Annotated in this window: 19 protein-coding genes; 7 read left to right on the top strand and 12 right to left on the bottom strand. The window is 50.8% G+C overall.

Annotated elements, in window-relative coordinates; genetic code table 11:
• Positions 1-89 precede the first annotated feature (89 nt).
• The 3 genes from O5O45_RS01810 (at position 90) to mobA (ending at position 1,535) form a co-directional block, all read left to right on the top strand.
• Positions 90-374 carry a hypothetical protein gene (locus tag O5O45_RS01810; protein WP_305903597.1) on the top strand — a complete coding sequence of 95 codons (285 nt, stop codon included), beginning with the start codon at positions 90-92 and terminating at the stop codon, positions 372-374.
• A 154-nt stretch (positions 375-528) separates the two neighbouring features.
• Positions 529-939 carry a PilZ domain-containing protein gene (locus tag O5O45_RS01805; protein WP_305903596.1) on the top strand — a complete coding sequence of 137 codons (411 nt, stop codon included), beginning with the start codon at positions 529-531 and terminating at the stop codon, positions 937-939.
• Positions 936-1,535 (top strand): molybdenum cofactor guanylyltransferase MobA, encoded by a 600-nt coding sequence (mobA, locus tag O5O45_RS01800; protein ID WP_305903595.1) that lies wholly within the window; start codon positions 936-938, stop codon positions 1,533-1,535. The genes O5O45_RS01805 and mobA overlap by 4 nt, the downstream gene beginning before the upstream one ends.
• Positions 1,536-1,577: 42 nt before the next feature.
• On the opposite strand, the gene moaE is transcribed toward mobA, so the two are convergent.
• Complete coding sequence (gene moaE, locus O5O45_RS01795; RefSeq protein ID WP_305903594.1) at positions 1,578-2,051, bottom strand: molybdopterin synthase catalytic subunit MoaE; 474 nt, start codon at positions 2,049-2,051, stop codon at positions 1,578-1,580.
• Between the two features lie 152 nt (positions 2,052-2,203).
• Between moaE and O5O45_RS01790 the strand changes: the two genes are divergently transcribed.
• Positions 2,204-2,587 (top strand): SirB2 family protein, encoded by a 384-nt coding sequence (locus O5O45_RS01790; RefSeq protein WP_305903593.1) that lies wholly within the window; start codon positions 2,204-2,206, stop codon positions 2,585-2,587.
• Positions 2,588-2,601: 14 nt separating this feature from the next.
• Here O5O45_RS01790 and O5O45_RS01785 read toward each other — a convergent pair whose 3' ends face one another.
• Positions 2,602-2,781: a hypothetical protein gene (locus O5O45_RS01785; protein ID WP_216734988.1), complete on the bottom strand. Its 180-nt coding sequence runs from the start codon at positions 2,779-2,781 to the stop codon at positions 2,602-2,604.
• A 311-nt stretch (positions 2,782-3,092) separates the two neighbouring features.
• Between O5O45_RS01785 and O5O45_RS01780 the strand changes: the two genes are divergently transcribed.
• Positions 3,093-3,575: a fibronectin type III domain-containing protein gene (locus tag O5O45_RS01780; RefSeq protein ID WP_305903592.1), complete on the top strand. Its 483-nt coding sequence runs from the start codon at positions 3,093-3,095 to the stop codon at positions 3,573-3,575.
• Positions 3,576-3,720: 145 nt separating this feature from the next.
• On the opposite strand, the gene recA is transcribed toward O5O45_RS01780, so the two are convergent.
• Together recA and O5O45_RS01770 are read right to left on the bottom strand one after the other, a co-directional pair.
• Positions 3,721-4,758 carry a recombinase RecA gene (gene recA / locus O5O45_RS01775; protein ID WP_305903591.1) on the bottom strand — a complete coding sequence of 346 codons (1,038 nt, stop codon included), beginning with the start codon at positions 4,756-4,758 and terminating at the stop codon, positions 3,721-3,723.
• 116 nt (positions 4,759-4,874) lie between these two features.
• On the bottom strand, positions 4,875-5,366 hold the full coding sequence (locus O5O45_RS01770) for a CinA family protein (RefSeq protein ID WP_305903590.1): 492 nt from the start codon (positions 5,364-5,366) through the stop codon (positions 4,875-4,877).
• 142 nt (positions 5,367-5,508) lie between these two features.
• Between O5O45_RS01770 and mutS the strand changes: the two genes are divergently transcribed.
• Together mutS and fdxA are read left to right on the top strand one after the other, a co-directional pair.
• Positions 5,509-8,091, top strand: a complete 2,583-nt coding sequence (mutS, locus tag O5O45_RS01765) for a DNA mismatch repair protein MutS (protein ID WP_305903589.1) — start codon at positions 5,509-5,511, stop codon at positions 8,089-8,091.
• A 131-nt stretch (positions 8,092-8,222) separates the two neighbouring features.
• Positions 8,223-8,546 carry a ferredoxin FdxA gene (gene fdxA, locus O5O45_RS01760; protein ID WP_011398974.1) on the top strand — a complete coding sequence of 108 codons (324 nt, stop codon included), beginning with the start codon at positions 8,223-8,225 and terminating at the stop codon, positions 8,544-8,546.
• 64 nt (positions 8,547-8,610) lie between these two features.
• On the opposite strand, the gene O5O45_RS01755 is transcribed toward fdxA, so the two are convergent.
• The 8 genes from O5O45_RS01755 to bamA all read right to left on the bottom strand — a co-directional run bounded on the left by O5O45_RS01755 (position 8,611) and on the right by bamA (position 16,292).
• Complete coding sequence (locus O5O45_RS01755) at positions 8,611-9,084, bottom strand: DUF4124 domain-containing protein (protein ID WP_305903588.1); 474 nt, start codon at positions 9,082-9,084, stop codon at positions 8,611-8,613.
• A 1-nt stretch (position 9,085) separates the two neighbouring features.
• Positions 9,086-9,694, bottom strand: coding sequence for a ribonuclease HII (gene rnhB / locus O5O45_RS01750; protein ID WP_305903587.1), 609 nt, complete (start codon positions 9,692-9,694; stop codon positions 9,086-9,088).
• A gap of 1 nt (position 9,695) precedes the next feature.
• On the bottom strand, positions 9,696-10,886 hold the full coding sequence (gene lpxB / locus O5O45_RS01745; protein ID WP_305903586.1) for a lipid-A-disaccharide synthase: 1,191 nt from the start codon (positions 10,884-10,886) through the stop codon (positions 9,696-9,698).
• Between the two features lie 9 nt (positions 10,887-10,895).
• Positions 10,896-11,669 carry an acyl-ACP--UDP-N-acetylglucosamine O-acyltransferase gene (gene lpxA / locus O5O45_RS01740; RefSeq protein WP_305903585.1) on the bottom strand — a complete coding sequence of 258 codons (774 nt, stop codon included), beginning with the start codon at positions 11,667-11,669 and terminating at the stop codon, positions 10,896-10,898.
• On the bottom strand, positions 11,669-12,103 hold the full coding sequence (fabZ, locus tag O5O45_RS01735; RefSeq protein WP_305903584.1) for a 3-hydroxyacyl-ACP dehydratase FabZ: 435 nt from the start codon (positions 12,101-12,103) through the stop codon (positions 11,669-11,671). The genes lpxA and fabZ overlap by 1 nt, the downstream gene beginning before the upstream one ends.
• Positions 12,104-12,207: 104 nt before the next feature.
• Complete coding sequence (gene lpxD / locus O5O45_RS01730; protein ID WP_305903583.1) at positions 12,208-13,254, bottom strand: UDP-3-O-(3-hydroxymyristoyl)glucosamine N-acyltransferase; 1,047 nt, start codon at positions 13,252-13,254, stop codon at positions 12,208-12,210.
• 19 nt (positions 13,255-13,273) lie between these two features.
• Positions 13,274-13,786, bottom strand: coding sequence for an OmpH/Skp family outer membrane protein (locus O5O45_RS01725; RefSeq protein WP_011398981.1), 513 nt, complete (start codon positions 13,784-13,786; stop codon positions 13,274-13,276).
• Positions 13,787-13,973: 187 nt separating this feature from the next.
• Entirely contained in the window at positions 13,974-16,292 is a 2,319-nt protein-coding gene (bamA, locus tag O5O45_RS01720; protein ID WP_305903582.1) for an outer membrane protein assembly factor BamA, read from the bottom strand.
• Positions 16,293-16,331 lie beyond the last annotated feature (39 nt).

Here is a 16,331-nt window from a genome sequence, read left to right as displayed (position 1 = left end):
GGGCCAAGCGCAACAATTCAAGGCGAGTTAATACAACAATAGGGAATGATTGAAAAAATGAAAGACAACCTATCAGAGGAAATCCAAACATGTACATTAATGACGCCAGAAACAGGCCTTCCCCCCCCAGCTCCGCTTCCTTGAAGCAGGCTGCACAGGTCGAGTCCACGCCAGCGCAGGCGCCTCTGACAGAAGGTGAACTGCATGACCGCCGCATGCGTCCGGATCGCCGACGTAGCGATGAAAACGACTACGAGGGCCAGGAGCGCCGCAAAAGGAGAGACCGACGCACTCCGAAACTGCTCGGTGCGCGAGACGGGCAGCCGGAAGAGCTGGAGAGTAGAACAGGAAGACTGGTGAATACTGCTGTTTAACCCCTCGCTGTTAACCACACGGATTGCGCCAGCTCACAAAACACGAAACCGAGCATTTATTATCCAAATCCAACTAATAAAATGAGAAGCCCGATAAAGGGAATCCATCGGGCTTAACGCTATTACCCAAAAGATACAGACTCAGCATAAGATCATGCAGGAAGTGACTTTTCCCATCCAATCAGAACGTCGCATCAAAATACGGCATACCACTTCAGCCCTGACAGCAACCGTTTGCTTGCCTGGCTTGTTCAGCCGCTCCAAAACTCGCATCGTCGTTAACTGCATAGACTTTAATCGCTATGGTATGGCGTTTCATAGCAGTCAGAAATTTCGTCTCGGCGAGAAGATTGAACTTTGTTTCCGTGGCCGCTACATTGCTGAAAATGGCATTCAAGCCCAAATTCTTAACTGTGGCGAACATGAGCATGGCTTCAGGTACGGCATCCAATTCGCCTACTGCGCCTCCAGCAGAGATTACTCCAGAGAAGTTGATAATGCTTTGTCCCGTATTGAAGGTTTATTCAGCAAAGCGCAGGAAGTCTGCCGCTCAAGAGCTTCATGACTGAGCCGTCGACGATGTTGGATTGCGACGGGCTGATTCTCGCGGGGGGCAAAGGACAGCGCGCGGGCGGCAATGACAAAGGGCTGCTATCCTGGCGCGGCCGACCTCTCGCCGAACATATTCACTCCACATTCACCAAAACCTGCGAACGAGTTTTAATCAGTTGCAATCGCAATACGGCGCAGTATCAGCGCATGACGCCTTTTGTCTTTTCCGACGCCTGGGGGGAGTTCGCCGGCCCTCTGGCGGGCATCTACTCCGCCCAACCGTATATGAGTAAAAAATGGCTATTGGTCAGCCCCTGCGATACGCCCCTTCTTATGCCTGAATACGCGCTTCGCATGTTTGCCGGCAGACGCGACAACCTGATAAACATCGCCTGGGATGGGGAGCGACTGCAATATCTGCACTGCCTGCTTCCCGCCAGCAGTTTTGAAGATATTCTTCGCTATTTACAAAGCGAAGGACGTAGCGTCAAACGCTGGCTTGATTCACGCCCCTTGCAGCAAATCGACTTCAGCGATTGTCCAGAGATGTTCAGCAACATCAATACGCTGGATGAACTGGCCCATCTGGACAAGCCTACGGAAAAATAACAGAAGCACTCGCGCCACTTTGCTCGCCCCAGCTCATTGCTGCTATTCAGGCTCAGCTCTCCACTCCCCAGCCCTGGCCTGATCGCTTTCTTTGGCTTCTACCCAGTGCTCTCCTCCCGCCGTCAGTTCCTTCTTCCAGAATGGCGCCTGCACCTTTAAATAATCCATGATGAACTCACAGGCGGCGAAAGCGTCACCACGGTGGGCGCTGGCGGTCACTACCAACACGATCTGATCTCCCGCCCAAAGTTCGCCCACTCGATGGATGACTCGCACCCCATTCAAGTCCCAGCGCTGAGAAGCTTCCTCTGCAATTTTAACCAGCGACTTTTCCGTCATCGCCGGATAGTGCTCCAGATAAAGTCCTTTAACATCAGGCTTATCACTGAAATCACGCACTAAGCCGACAAAACTGCAAACCGCGCCGATACGGGTATCGCCCTTCGTCAATCGACGCGATTCCTCTCCAAGGTCAAAATCGTCCGTTGTCACATCGATTCTTATGTTGTTACTCATCGCTCAGAAACCACCTAATGAAGGCTGCGCGTCACGCGCAATAGATAAAGAAATACTGACTAACACTTTAAGTTTTTAAGGAAAGAATTTCTAATAGGCGGCCGTCGTTCAAACAAACCTAAATAATAAAGAAGCTGTGAAAGGAGCCCACTATGAGCTACATGCTGCTCAAACACATTCATATGACCTGCGTTGCGCTGACTTTCGCGTCCTTTACCCTGCGCTTCATTTGGATGATTCTGGAAAGCCCGCTCTTACAGCGTAAGTTAAGTAAGATTCTTCCGCACATTATCGACACGGTACTACTGCTGAGCGCCATAGGACTAGCGCTCAAGCTCCAGCAATACCCCTTCCATAATGGATGGCTCACCGCAAAAGTGGTGGGGTTAATCATTTACATCGCGTTAGGCGTTTTCGCGCTCAAGAGAGGCAAGACAAAAGGGACTCGCATCCTGTTCGGACTTAGCGCTTATACAGCGTTCGCCTATATCGTCATGGTCGCTCTGACTAAAAGCAGCTGGCCATTACCGCTTTAAAACCTTCCGCCAAATTAGTATTGCGTGCCGCTTTTATCCTCAGGTTCTAGGTCACCCGGCTTAGGTGGCGTCACGTAATAGCGCTTCTGATCAAGCTCTTTGACTTCAGGATCGCTCACAGGGTTTCGTTTCCGACTATTAACCACCCAAATCACGACCGCGACCACGATAGCTAGCAATACGACCCACTTCATATTCGTTCTCCCTCTCCACAACTGCTCAAGTTACATTTTCGTTTCTACAATGGCTGTCGCCAATTGCAGACAATCTAACTATTTGAAATTTATAGCAATAACTTCAAATGCCGGCGTTCTGGTAAGAAAAAGGCAACCCTTTTCACAATAGTCCAAATCCAGAAAGAGATAAACAAAAAGTCTAACTCTTTGTTTTTAATATGAATTATCGACACCCCGCTATTATTGGCACGAATCCTGACTAAGAGCGCGGGGCGTTATCTGTTTATAACGCCAACTTATAACTCTAACTCTACTAATAGGGGAATGATTTGAATCAAGTTAACTTTGAGCTCAAAGCCATTTCATACTTAAAAAGTATTTTTCACCGCGCCAAATCAAATTGTAGATCTATCACCGCCATTTTCAGCTTCACTCTAGCAAGCGCTGTTTTAACAGGGTGTGGCGGTGGTGGAGGATCTGGAAGCGACTCTTCCAGTATCGACGGGGACGTTCCCCAAATCGCCGCAGCAAAACAATCAACGAACTACGCCCGTAGCGCGTTTATCATCTGGGAACCGCCATATACCCGGGAAGACGGTAGCGAAATCGAGCTATATGAATTAGAAGGCTACCGCGTGTACCACCAACATGAATCAGACAACGACTGGCAATACGTCGAAGTTGGGGATCAGCAGTATGAGTATGCGTTTTCCAACCTGGAAAGAGGCGTTCACTATTTCGCTGTCACCGTACTGGACATAAACGGCATGGAAAGTGAGCCTTCCAAGATTATGACCAAGAAAGTCCTCTAGCCCGGTCAACACTTCATCCGACAAAGGACAATACTCGATACGGAAAAATAGAGAGAAGGAATATGGACAAGGAAACGCAATAAGGGCGGCTCTAAGGCCGCCCTTATATTTTGAATGGAGCAAACACGTCCAGTATGATTTGGCCTTATTCAGCCTCAACTGGGGCGACAGGCGCTTCTTTCTCTTTTGCTGGCATCTTTGGCATCAATTTATCTCTGATGGCGGTTTCGATCTCTACCGCAATTTCAGGATGCTCTTCCAGATACCGGGATGAATTGGCTTTACCTTGACCAATCTTGTCGCCTTTATAGCTATACCAAGCGCCAGACTTATCAACAAAGCCTTCTTTCACACCCAGATCGATAATCTCTCCCGTGCGGTAAATACCGCGGCCATACATGATCTGAAAATCCGCTTGTCTAAAAGGCGGCGACACTTTGTTTTTCACCACTTTCACGCGAGTCTCGTTACCAACGACTTCCTCTCCTTCTTTCACGGAGCCAACGCGGCGAATATCAAGACGAACGGAAGCGTAGAACTTAAGCGCGTTACCGCCAGTAGTGGTCTCTGGCGACCCGAACATTACACCGATTTTCATACGAATCTGGTTAATGAAGATCATCAAGCAATTCGCCTGCTTAACACTACCGGTCAACTTTCTCAGAGCTTGTGACATCAAACGGGCTTGCAGACCAACGTGGGAATCTCCCATTTCGCCCTCGATTTCCGCCTTCGGCGTTAACGCAGCAACGGAGTCGATAATGATGACATCGACCGCGCCGGAGCGAACCAGCATATCGGCGATTTCCAGAGCCTGTTCGCCCGTGTCGGGCTGGGAAACCAGCAGTTGATCGATATTAACGCCAAGCTTCTCTGCGTAAATAGGGTCCAGCGCATGCTCCGCATCAACGAACGCACAGGTTTTGCCCTGGCGCTGCGCTTCTGCAATCACCTGCAGAGTCAGAGTGGTTTTACCGGAACTCTCCGGTCCATAGATCTCGACAATACGTCCATATGGCAAACCGCCGATGCCAAGAGCGATATCCAGTCCAAGCGAGCCAGTAGAGACGGAAGGAATAATTTCTCTCGGCTGCTCCCCCATCCGCATGACCGCGCCTTTACCAAACTGACGCTCAATTTGTGATAAAGCGGCCGTCAACGCCTTCTTACGATTGTCATCCATTCTTAAACACCCTTTATTTCATTTAACCGGTACGAGTTGTTATTCCAACCCAGAATTACTGTATAAATTGACAGCATTATTCCACAACCCAACGTCCAAAGTCACGCTTAAATTTTCTACAAATTGCTTTCCAACACCGCTATCGCTCCCCGCAATCCCTCCACAACGGACTGCAGACGCACTTGCTCCCTATCCCCGGAAAAATGAAAGCTCTGCGCCAAGAGCGCATTCCGAAATCTCCACGCAACCCAAACCAGTCCGACGGGTTTTTCTGCGGTCCCACCTCCAGGCCCCGCTATTCCGCTCACAGCGATAGCAAGCTGCGCCTGCGTACGTTGCAAAGCGCCAAGCGTCATCTCTTTCACAACCTCTTCGCTGACTGCGCCGCATCGCATCAGAGTCGCTGGCGACACTTGTAAACGCGACTGCTTGGCTTCATTGGAGTATGTGACCACGCCTTCCTCAAACCAATTCGAGCTACCCGCGACAGAGGTAATCGCATAGGCGATTCCACCGCCGGTACAAGACTCAGCTGTCGTCACCTTCAGGCCCCGCTCCCCCAGGATTATGCCTAAACGCGCCGCCAGACTCTTGATCTCATCGTTCATTCCGTCACCATCAACCCCAATTTAATATAGGAAGGTCATGCATTACGCTCCGGGACAGTAGTCGGCCTCCTTTATTAAGGCCATGGCTTTCCCTTACAATCCCGCCTTCATTCATAAAATTACACAATCCTTTTGTTCTGTCATGTCCGCTATTGAATCCGCAATCAAACCCCAACACACGCCAATGATGCAACAGTATCTTGGCATCAAGGCGAAACATCCTCATCAGCTCGTTTTTTATAGAATGGGCGACTTCTATGAGCTGTTCTACGAAGACGCCCGCCGCGCCGCTGAGCTGCTGGATATCACCTTGACGCAAAGAGGCCAATCCGGCGGACAGCCCATTCCGATGGCGGGCGTTCCCTTCCATGCCGCAGAGGGATATATCGGCCGTTTGGTTCGCCTTGGTGAATCCGTCGTCATCTGCGAACAGGTTGGCGACCCCGCCGCCAGCAAAGGGCCGGTGGAACGTAAGGTCGTCAGAGTCGTCACACCAGGCACGCTCAGCGATGAAGCCTTTCTGGAAGAGAAGTCGGACAACTTACTTTTAGCGATAAGCGCTTATAAGGATTTATTCGGTCTGGCCACTCTGGATATCGCCGGAGGACGCTTTTTGATCCAGGAAGTGCGCGGAGCCGAAGCGTTAGCCAGTGAACTGCAACGCTTACGCCCTGCAGAGATTCTAATCAGCGAGCAGTTCCCTTTCCTGACGCTATTGGAAAACTACACTGGCGTTCAAAAACAGCCACCTTGGTATTTTGAGCAGGAAACAGCCCAACGCCTGCTATGTCAGCAGTTTCGCACTAAAGACCTGGCTGGATTCGATTGTGAAGGCATGAGCGTCGCCATTGAAGCCGCCGGCTGCCTGTTTCAGTATGCTCAGGAGACGCAGCGCTCTCAACTCCCCCATATCCGCACTATGATTCGGGAGCGCCGCGAAGACTCCATCATCCTTGACGCCGCCAGTCGCAGAAACCTTGAAATTGACGTTAATTTAGCGGGAGATTCCAGACACACGCTGGCCTGGGTCATGGACAAGTCCGCCACCGCCATGGGTAGCCGTATGTTACGTCGCTGGCTGAATCGTCCGTTGCGCAGCCAGGAAGAGGTGCGCCAGCGTCAAAACGCCATTAAAGAGCTGCTGGAAGACTATCAGTTCGAAGCATTACACGAGACACTCAAACAGATTGGCGATAGCGAACGCATCCTGTCTCGGGTAGCGCTACGCTCGGCGCGCCCTCGCGACCTCGCCCGCTTGCGGGACACTCTGACGCTCCTGCCTGACTTACAGAAGCAGATGGAGGAGCTAAGCGACGCTCACTTGCGCCGCCTGGCCAAACAAATCAGTGAGTTTCCAGACATCGCAGACCTTCTCGCCCGCGCTATAGAAGAAAATCCTCCTGTCGTCATTCGCGATGGCGGCGTGCTTCGCCAGGGTTTCGATGAAGAGCTGGACGAATTGCGGGGCATCAGTGAAAACGCAGGCGACTACCTGCTGGAAATTGAGAAACGCGAGAAAGAACGCACGCAGCTGTCCTCTTTAAAAGTGGGCTATAACCGCGTTCACGGCTATTTCATCGAGCTGAGCCGCACACAATCCGACCAGGCGCCCGCTGACTATATTCGGCGCCAGACACTGAAAAACGCCGAACGCTTTATTACACCCGAGCTAAAAACTTTTGAAGATAAAGCTCTGAGCGCCAAGAGCCGCGCATTGAGCAGGGAGAAGATGCTCTATGACCAGATTCTGGAAACCATCGCAGAACAGCTCGCCCCTCTTCAGGACAGCGCTCGCGCCCTATCAGAATTGGATGTGCTGTCCAACTTTGCTGAAAGAGCGCTGACACTGAATCTGGTCTGCCCGGACCTCACAGATGAGCATATGCTGCATATCGAAGGCGGTCGTCATCCAGTTGTTGAGCAGGTCAGCCAGGACCCTTTCGTCCCCAACGATCTGGATCTGCAGGACAAACATCGCATGCTGATCATTACCGGCCCGAACATGGGCGGTAAGTCTACCTACATGCGCCAGACCGCATGTATTGTCATCCTGGCCTACTGCGGCAGCTTCGTGCCCGCCGCTCAAGTGGCCATCGGCCCGATAGACCGCGTATTCACCCGCATGGGCTCCTCGGACGACATTGCTGGCGGACGCTCCACATTCATGGTGGAAATGACGGAAACCGCCAACATCCTGCATTACGCCACCCGCCAGAGTCTGGTCTTGATGGATGAGGTCGGCCGCGGCACCAGCACCTTTGACGGACTCTCACTGGCCTGGGCCTGCGCCGAGCATTTAGCTCAAGAAATTCAGGCCTTTACCTTGTTCGCCACACACTACTTTGAACTGACCGCGCTACCCAAGACGCACGCAAATGTCGCCAACGTGCACCTGACCGCTACGGAGCACAACGACAGCATTGTCTTCCTGCATACTGTACACGAGGGTCCGGCGAGCAAGAGCTACGGAATACAGGTGGCGCAACTGGCGGGCGTGCCGCCTCAGGTCATCAATCAGGCGCAAAGGCAATTGAAACAGCTGGAAAGCGGCGCGTCCAAGCCTGCGTTGACGGCTCCTACGCCTTCGCTCCAGGACGATTTGTTCGCCCGAATCGAGCCAAGCGAAGTGGAGACCCGCTTGCAAAAGCTGGACGTGGATTCGCTCTCTCCGCGAGACGCATTAAATATGCTGTATGAGCTGAAATCGATGAGTGAGAACACCTGAAAACTCAGGTATCCCGGGCGTTGCAAGGATGCCTGGGTTGCTTGCGCCGAAAGGGTTTTCTACAATACTAAATCGCGCGGCCCAACGGTCACTGAGCAATCGCGCAGAGTTTCATAATAAGGGATCAGACCATGACTTTTGTTGTTACCGAAAATTGCATCAAGTGCAAATACACCGATTGCGTCGAAGTGTGCCCGGTGGACTGCTTTTATGAGGGCCCTAACTTCCTCGTTATCGATCCGGACGAATGCATCGACTGCGCTCTGTGTGAGCCAGAGTGCCCCGCCGAAGCCATTTTTTCCGAGGATGAGTTGCCGGAAGATCAAAAGGAATTTATCGCACTGAATGAAGAGCTTTGCCGCGTCTGGCCGAATATCACGGAGAAAAAAGACGCGCCGGCTGATGCGGATGATTGGAAAGGCGTCAAAGGCAAACTTAAAGACTTGGCGCGCTGATCTGGGTCAGCGCCGGGCTTCAGAACTAAAAAGAGGGCTTCAAGCCCTCTTTTTTTAACGAATGCTAAGGGGCGCACTTTTCTTGATATAACGCTTGCAACTTATTACGCCTCTGGGCAATTTCTTCGTCAGAAACATACTCAGGCGTGCCGTCATCTTTAATGCGGGCGAAGGCGTATCCTTGATCAATCTGATTGATATCCTTCCTAAGCTGCGCGCAGTAATTATCTACCTTGGCTTTCTGAGCCGCACGCTCTTTTTCATGAGCGACCCGCGCGGCCTCTTCAACCTTATACTGCTCATAGATACGCTGATAGCGCTGACCAACCTGCTCAGCGTCGCGCTTCTGCGCGTCTGTAACATTGGGCTGCACTTTTATAACTTTGGCGTCTTTGTGCTGACGCGTATCGCTGAAATGCACTTCTCCATGCTCATCAACCCACTTATAGATTTCCGCTTGCACGGACGCGCCAAAACAGAATAGCAACACAGCGGCGACGGCGCTGATGGGAAGGTTACTAACGATATGCTTAGCCACTTTAATCACCTTGCAACAACTGCTGCACCGGCTTATAACTACGCCGATGTATTTCCGTCACCCCCAGCTCCTTCAAAGCGGATAAGTGTTGAGCCGTAGGGTAGCCTTTATGTCCCGCCAGCCCATACCCGGGGAATATAGCGTCTAATCTATCCAGTTCTTCGTCACGCTCTACTTTAGCTAGTATAGAAGCAGCCGCAATGGCCGCCACTTTGCTATCGCCTTTAACAATCGCTTCAGCAGGCATTTCCAACCTGGGGACTTTGTTACCGTCTATCAGGGCCAGATCCGGTGTAACTTGCAAGCCTGCCACAGCACGCTGCATCGCCAGCAATGAGGCCTGCAGGATATTAATTTGATCAATCTCTTCGACAGTAGCCCACCCCGTCGCCCACGCCAGCGCTTTTTCTCTGATTTCCCGTGACAACGCAACCCGCTGGCGATGACTTAGTTTTTTTGAGTCATTCAGGCCTTCAATAGGCTTTTCTGGGTTTAATATGACCGCCGCCGCCACGACTGGACCCGCCAAAGGCCCTCTACCCACTTCGTCGACGCCTGCTACAAGCTCACCAGCTTCCTGATCGAACAGGCCGATCTGCGAATTATTCATGTTATTGCCCTTCTTTGCCGTCTTGGCCTGCGACACGCCCTTTTTCAATTAACTCCGCAATGGCCTGCGCCGCCACTACACTGGCGTTTTGCCGAATGAGTTTATGCAGGCCTTCAAACTCGTCTTCAAGACTTCTCCGTCGCTCCACGTCCAGCTCCTTCAGCAACGCCCCTCCCAACCTGGAAGGCGTCGCGTCTTGCTGAATCAGCTCAGGAACTAAAGCCTTATCCGCCAGCAGGTTCGGTAAAGAGATATATTTTGCTTTCAATAAGCGCCGCATAATCCAATAGCTGAGCGTTGCAAGCTTATAAGCCACTACCATCGGACGCTTCACCAGCATAGCTTCAAGCGTCGCCGTTCCAGAGGCCAGCAGTATAGCGTCCGCAGCCATCATGCATTCACGTGAATGCTGGTCAATCAGAGTCACAGGCAGTCGGCCGCCATGAGATTGCAGCTGTTGCTCAATTTGCGCTCGTCGCGCCTGATTGGCGGCGGGAATCAGAAACCGGATATCGGGTCGCCGTTGGTGTAGCCAGGCAATGGTCTCAACAAAAGTGGGACCCAAGCGGGAGACCTCGCCGCCCCTGGAGCCTGGCAACACGGCGATAACTTCACCCGACGCGTCTATACCGAGTTCATGACGCATTGCAACTTTATCAGGGTGAAGCGGAATAATTTCCGCCAAAGGATGGCCAACAAACTTTACCGGCACATTATGTTCGCGGTAAAAGCGAGCTTCAAAAGGCAGCAGCGTCAGCATCAAGTCAACTGCTTTGGCGATTTTGAACACCCGATTCTGTCTCCAGGCCCATACGGAAGGACTAACGTAGTGAGCGGTTTTAATTCCCGCCTGACGCAATTTTAATTCGATACCGATAGTGAAATCTGGGGAATCAATACCAAGAAAAAGATCGGGAGGATTCGCTGTAAAGTGTTCAACGATGCGGCGGCGCATAGCCAACAATTCCGGCAGCCTGCCGAGCACCTCAACCAATCCCATAATTGAAAGGCGCTCCATTTGGAAGAAGGTGTTAAACCCTTCTTTCAGCATTCGCTCGCCGCCAATGCCCTCAAACGTCGCCTGAGGGTATAGCGCCTTTAATTCTTGTATCAGGCCCGCCCCCAACAGGTCGCCGGAAGCCTCTCCGGCAACAATGCCGATGCGAATCGGTCGTTGTGATATGGGCGTCATCTTAGGAGATTATCTAACGATGCCTCTGGCCGAGGACTGTACGCTACGAAGGAAGGTATCCACTTCTGCAAATTCCGCGGCCGGAGCTTTAAGTTTCTCTATCGCTTGCTCAAGCGTTAGACCTTGCCGGTACAGCGTCTTATAAGCGCGACGTAACTCCAATATTATCTCGCTGGAGAAACCGCGGCGCTTCAGCCCCTCGACATTCAGCCCGTGAGCCTTGGCGGATTGCCCTCCCGCCATGATATAAGCAGGGATATCCTTCAAAACGATACTGCCGCCGGCGCACATACTGTGCTCACCAATTTTGCAAAACTGGTGCACCATAGTGCCACCACCGAGAATCGCCCAATCGCCAATATGCACATGCCCTGCAAGGGTCGTCATATTCGCCAGAATACAATTATCCCCAACCACACAGTCATGAGCGACGTGAACGTACGCCATGAACAGGTTATTACTACCGATCTTAGTAGCGCCCAGGTCTTGAACCGTCCCACGATGAATCGTGCAACTCTCACGGATGACGTTATTGTCGCCGATCTCTAATACGGTAGGTTCGCCATTGTACTTTTTGTCCTGGCATTCCTCTCCCACGCTGGCGAATTGGAAGATACGGTTATTCTTTCCTATCTTTGTGGGGCCTTTGATCACTACGTGAGAATTGACCACTGTTCCAGAACCGATTTCAACATCGGCTCCGATATAACTCCATGGCCCAATCTCCGCATCTGCGGCGATTCTGGCTCCCTGTTCAACAATCGCCTGAGGGTGAATGGACATTAAAGCCTTCTCTCAGCAGTTAAAATTTCCGCGCTGCAAACGACATTTCCGTCGACCAAAGCTCGGCAGGCGAATTTCCATATGCCGCGCTTGTCAGTCACAATTTTCGCTTCCAGACGCAGTTGATCTCCTGGCACAACTGGCCTTTTGAAGCGCACTTTATCCGTCCCAGCCAAATAGTAGGTATAACCGTCCGCAGGTTTTTTGCCTGTAGTGACAAACCCAAGAATTCCGGCCACCTGGGCCATTGCTTCAATGATAAGCACGCCGGGCATAATAGGATGATCGGGGAAGTGACCGGTAAATTGCGGCTCGTTGTAAGTGATGTTCTTCACACCAGCAATAAACTCGCCCGGCTTAATCTCCAGCACCCGGTCCACTAACAGGAACGGATATCTGTGAGGTAAGTATTCTTTAATTTCATTAATTTCCATATTTGGAAAGCCTCAACAACATGATTGCACAATGCCGGATAAGTTTATGAATATCGATTATACAAAGCCGTTGGCTCGGATTCTCAATACTTTACAGTTCGCTTTCAATCCGCATCGGACTTTCGGCGGCCGCCCTGTTCCAGCACCCTGACCCTACGCGCCAACTGATCCAACTGTCGGAAACGGGCCACATTTTTTCGCCACGAAGCATTGGGCTCCACCGCAGTGCCGGAGGAATAAACTCCTGGCTCCTTGATATTATGAGTCACCAATGTCATTCCCGTAATTTGCACCTGATCCGTTATTTCCAAGTGGCCGGCAATGCCTACCCCGCCACCGATCATGCAATGCTTGCCTATCGACGAGCTTCCCGAAACGCCTACGCAGGCGGCGATAACAGTATACGCACCAACTTTGACGTTATGGGCGATTTGTATCTGGTTGTCCAGCTTTGCCCCGGTTTCAATGACAGTGTCATCCAAAGCGCCGCGATCAATGGTTGTGTTGGCGCCTATTTCAACATCGTCGCCAATAACCACACCACCAAGTTGAGCGATTTTGGCCCAATCCCCCTTGTTGGGAGCAAAACCAAAACCATCTGAACCAATCACTGCGCCGCTATGGATAAGCACTCTCGCTCCTATGCTCACACCATGATAGACGGTAACGTTTGGACGCAACTGAGTGTTCGCTCCGACTATAGAACCCGCGCCGATGTAGCAGCCGGGACCAATAACCGCCCCATCGCAAATCTCGGCGTCATCCTCAATTACTGCGTTAGCGCCAATAGTTACGCCTTCACCAAGCTTGGCGTTTTCAGATATGGCGGCTGAGGGAGATACACCACTCATACTCGACCACTGAGGGGAAAACAACTGACTACAAAGAGCATATCCGAAGTATGAGTTATCCATCACCAGTACATTGGTCGAACACTGATCAGCGAGGCTGGATGGAATGATGACAGCGGACGCGCAAGTATCTTTCAAATGCTTCAGATAGTTCTTGTTAGCCAAAAAGCTAATCTGTCCAGACTGAGCCTTTTGCAATGTCGCCAACCCTTTCACCTCTACCGAGCCATCGCCCCGCAGCTCAGCGCCAATCCGCGAAGCGATATCCGCCAAAGTATATGAAAGGTCTGTCTTGCCCATAAATTCCAGCCTCTGAAACTTACTTGGCGCTGTTAAGCGCTTCAATTAGCTTTGCAGTCAAATCCAGAGATGGATTCGCATACACCGCTAACTTGCTGGGCAAGATAACATCCACTTTCTCTTTTTCCGCGATTTTCTTCAGCGCTTCGTCAACCTTGGGCTTGGACTCCTGCAAAAACAGTTCTTCCCGCTTGGAAATGGCAGACTGATATTTGTTTTTCAGAAAATTAAATTCCTGTGCCTTTTCCTCCAACTCTGCATTCAGTTTGGTGCGCTCTGTTTCACTCATGATTGCGGAATCTTTTTTCAAGCGCTCCTGCATTTTTTGCGCCTGCTCGCCAACCTCTCTTAATCTGGCTTCTTCGTCAGCAAAGTCTTTCTTAAGATTCTCGCCAAACTTCTTGGCCGCCTGAGAGGAAAGCAGCGCTGTACGTAGATCAACTACCGCCACTTTCTGAGCCGCACTCACCATTCCAGCGTATCCTGTGCTTACTAACGCCAGCGCCAAAGCGGCTATTCGAATCAATTTCATATTGGGCTCCTTAAACTTAAACATTTATCTCTATCGGCAGTGGAAGCCGCCAGCAAGGACGCAGAGTTTATCGGGTTCTACATAACTTGGCTAACACCAAGCCCCTGCTTCGGCCATATGCCGCGAAGACAGTGCAAACTCCTAAGCGCGCTTCTTGACGGCGCGCCAGGATATGTCATCTCTTTCTTTAGAACGTCTGCCCCAGCAAGAACTGGAAGAACTGAGTCTTGTCACCTTCTTTGTCATTCAATGCTTTACCAAGGCTGAAAGACAAAGGACCAATCGGCGTCACCCATGTCATCGCAACACCAGCAGAGAATCGAAGCTCATCTACCGAAGGGTCATATCCCCTTGCCGTATCGAATACATTCCCTCCATCCAAGAACACCACACTACGAATCTGCGAACGGTCTTTTACAAAAATGAAGGGCACAATTAACTCCAGGCTGGATTCAATTTGCACATTACCGCCAAATGGGTCCTCGTCGTCGTCCGGGTTATCTGGGTGCGGCGTACTCCTTGGCCCCAGCGTATTCGCTTTAAATCCTCGAATTGAGCCAAAGCCGCCAGCATAATAATGCTCGAAGAACGGCAAACGGTCGTTATCGCCGTAACCATCTCCATAAGCCAAATCAGCCCTAAGCTTCAGCGCCCATTCCTGATCTTCGGACAAAGGATAGTACTGAGTATTGTTGTAGTTCAGCTTATAAAAGTTGTAATCGCTCAATTCAGGAAGCGTCACCTTCATAGAGAGAGACTGCGAGTTCCCTGAAGTCGGAAATAGCCCTTTATTCAAGGTGGAGCGACTCCAAGTAGCGGACAAATCAAAGAAATTGTAGTTTGAACCAAACTCATTGGTGAAATCTGAGATTTCCTGAACAGGATACTTGGGTAGCTTAATGCGTGTATGAGTATAGCCTGTGCTGAAAGTCAGCCTTGAGAATCTGTCAATTGGATAACCAAAGTTAACAGCCCCTCCCATACTGTCTTTCAGGTATGCAGCGACATCGTTGTCATCATCATCATAGTCTGTTTCTTTGTAAAACAGACTAAAGCCTCGGCTAACCCCATCAACGGTATAGTATGGATTGGTGTACGAGAAGTTCGCGCTCTGAACACTCTTACTCTTGTTAACTCCAAATGACACCCGTCGGCCCGTTCCCAGGAAGTTCTTCTCCGCCACACTGGCTCCGACAGTCGCGCCACCATCCTGAGAGTAACCCAAACTTGCGGAAAGACTACCAGTAGGCTGCTCTTCTACAGAATAATTCACGTCTATCTGATCATTGGTTCCTGGAACCAAAGGCGTTTCTACGGTTACGGTCTTAAAGAATCCTAAACGCTCCAACCTTGACTTGGATGCTTCAATCAAATCTGTCGAAGCCGCTGCGGACTCCATCTGCACCATTTCCTGACGCAGCACCTCATCGCTGGTTGAAGTATTTCCGCTAAAGTTGACACGGCGAACATAGGTGCGACGACCCGGTTCAACATAAAAAGTAACCGAAGCAGTATTATCATCGTGAGGCTCAGGAATCGCATTCACACTGGCGAATGTGTAACCATCGTTACCCAGACGCTTGGATATGATGTCTGAAGTTACGGTAAGAAGCTGACGAGAGAACGTATCGCCGGACTTCACTACAATCAGCTTGCGCAGTTCTTCTTCTTCGACTTTCAAATCGCCCTTCAAAGCAATGTCGCGAATTTTGTACTGAGGCCCTTCATTCACATTAACCGTAATGAACACTTGCTCTTTATCCGGGGAGACGGAAACCTGTGTGGACTCAATGCTGAACTTGATGTACCCATTATCCAGATAATGCGAACGAATACGCTCCAAGTCGCCATTCAACTTCTGCTTGGAGTATTTATCGCTGCTGAAAATAGACGCCCAAAACCCGGTCAGTTTGAGCTGCATGAGGTCGCGCAAGTCATCATCCGAGAAAGCGTTATTGCCGACGAAGTTAATATGCTGGATAGCTGAAACCGGGCCTTCCTTGATGTTGATGTTCAACTGCACCCGGTTACGCGGCAACTCTTCCACCTCTGCTTTCACAGAAGCATTGTAACGCCCCTGCGCGACATAACTGCGCAGAATTTCCAGTTCTATACGCTCCAAGGTCGACCGCTGAAAAACTTCTCCTTCCGAGAGCTTGGCTGACTTGAGGCCTTCCATTAAGTCTTCAGTGGGTAGATTTTTATTCCCTTCAACTTCAATTTTGCTGATTGATGGACGCTCAGTCACATTTATGATCAGCACATCGCCTTCCCGGCTCAGCTTGATGTCAGTGAACAGCCCTGTTTTAAAGAGCGAACGGGTAGCATCCGCGAGCTTCTTTGAATCAACGCTCTCTCCCACATTGACAGGGAACGCGGTAAAAACGCTTCCAGCGGACACCCTTTGCAAACCATCCACTCGAATATCGGAGACGTCGAATTGATCATCTGCAGCGTAAGAAAAAGCGGCCGTCAGCCAAACAAAGATAAAAAGCAATACTCTCATGTAATCAACACACGTGATGGGAGCCGAAGATTCAGCATT

The organism is Hahella sp. HNIBRBA332, from assembly GCF_030719035.1.
Taxonomy (GTDB): Bacteria; Pseudomonadota; Gammaproteobacteria; order Pseudomonadales; family Oleiphilaceae; genus Hahella.
The sequence above is the reverse complement of the archived record's forward strand: the minus strand, read 5'-3'. Positions and strand labels throughout refer to the sequence as shown.

Bases quoted from the DNA above. Each gene is read 5' to 3' on its own strand.
- recA (WP_305903591.1), bottom strand. From the start codon at position 4,758: ATGGATGACAATCGTAAGAAGGCGTTGACGGCCGCTTTATCACAAATT.
- mobA (WP_305903595.1), top strand. From the start codon at position 936: ATGACTGAGCCGTCGACGATGTTGGATTGCGACGGGCTGATTCTCGCG.
- fabZ (WP_305903584.1), bottom strand. From the start codon at position 12,103: ATGGAAATTAATGAAATTAAAGAATACTTACCTCACAGATATCCGTTC.
- lpxB (WP_305903586.1), bottom strand. From the start codon at position 10,886: ATGACGCCCATATCACAACGACCGATTCGCATCGGCATTGTTGCCGGA.
- mutS (WP_305903589.1), top strand. From the start codon at position 5,509: ATGTCCGCTATTGAATCCGCAATCAAACCCCAACACACGCCAATGATG.
- O5O45_RS01810 (WP_305903597.1), top strand. From the start codon at position 90: ATGTACATTAATGACGCCAGAAACAGGCCTTCCCCCCCCAGCTCCGCT.
- rnhB (WP_305903587.1), bottom strand. From the start codon at position 9,694: ATGAATAATTCGCAGATCGGCCTGTTCGATCAGGAAGCTGGTGAGCTT.
- lpxA (WP_305903585.1), bottom strand. From the start codon at position 11,669: ATGTCCATTCACCCTCAGGCGATTGTTGAACAGGGAGCCAGAATCGCC.
- O5O45_RS01785 (WP_216734988.1), bottom strand. From the start codon at position 2,781: ATGAAGTGGGTCGTATTGCTAGCTATCGTGGTCGCGGTCGTGATTTGG.
- bamA (WP_305903582.1), bottom strand. From the start codon at position 16,292: ATGAGAGTATTGCTTTTTATCTTTGTTTGGCTGACGGCCGCTTTTTCT.
- O5O45_RS01805 (WP_305903596.1), top strand. From the start codon at position 529: ATGCAGGAAGTGACTTTTCCCATCCAATCAGAACGTCGCATCAAAATA.
- O5O45_RS01725 (WP_011398981.1), bottom strand. From the start codon at position 13,786: ATGAAATTGATTCGAATAGCCGCTTTGGCGCTGGCGTTAGTAAGCACA.
- lpxD (WP_305903583.1), bottom strand. From the start codon at position 13,254: ATGGGCAAGACAGACCTTTCATATACTTTGGCGGATATCGCTTCGCGG.
- moaE (WP_305903594.1), bottom strand. From the start codon at position 2,051: ATGAGTAACAACATAAGAATCGATGTGACAACGGACGATTTTGACCTT.
- O5O45_RS01790 (WP_305903593.1), top strand. From the start codon at position 2,204: ATGAGCTACATGCTGCTCAAACACATTCATATGACCTGCGTTGCGCTG.
- fdxA (WP_011398974.1), top strand. From the start codon at position 8,223: ATGACTTTTGTTGTTACCGAAAATTGCATCAAGTGCAAATACACCGAT.
- O5O45_RS01770 (WP_305903590.1), bottom strand. From the start codon at position 5,366: ATGAACGATGAGATCAAGAGTCTGGCGGCGCGTTTAGGCATAATCCTG.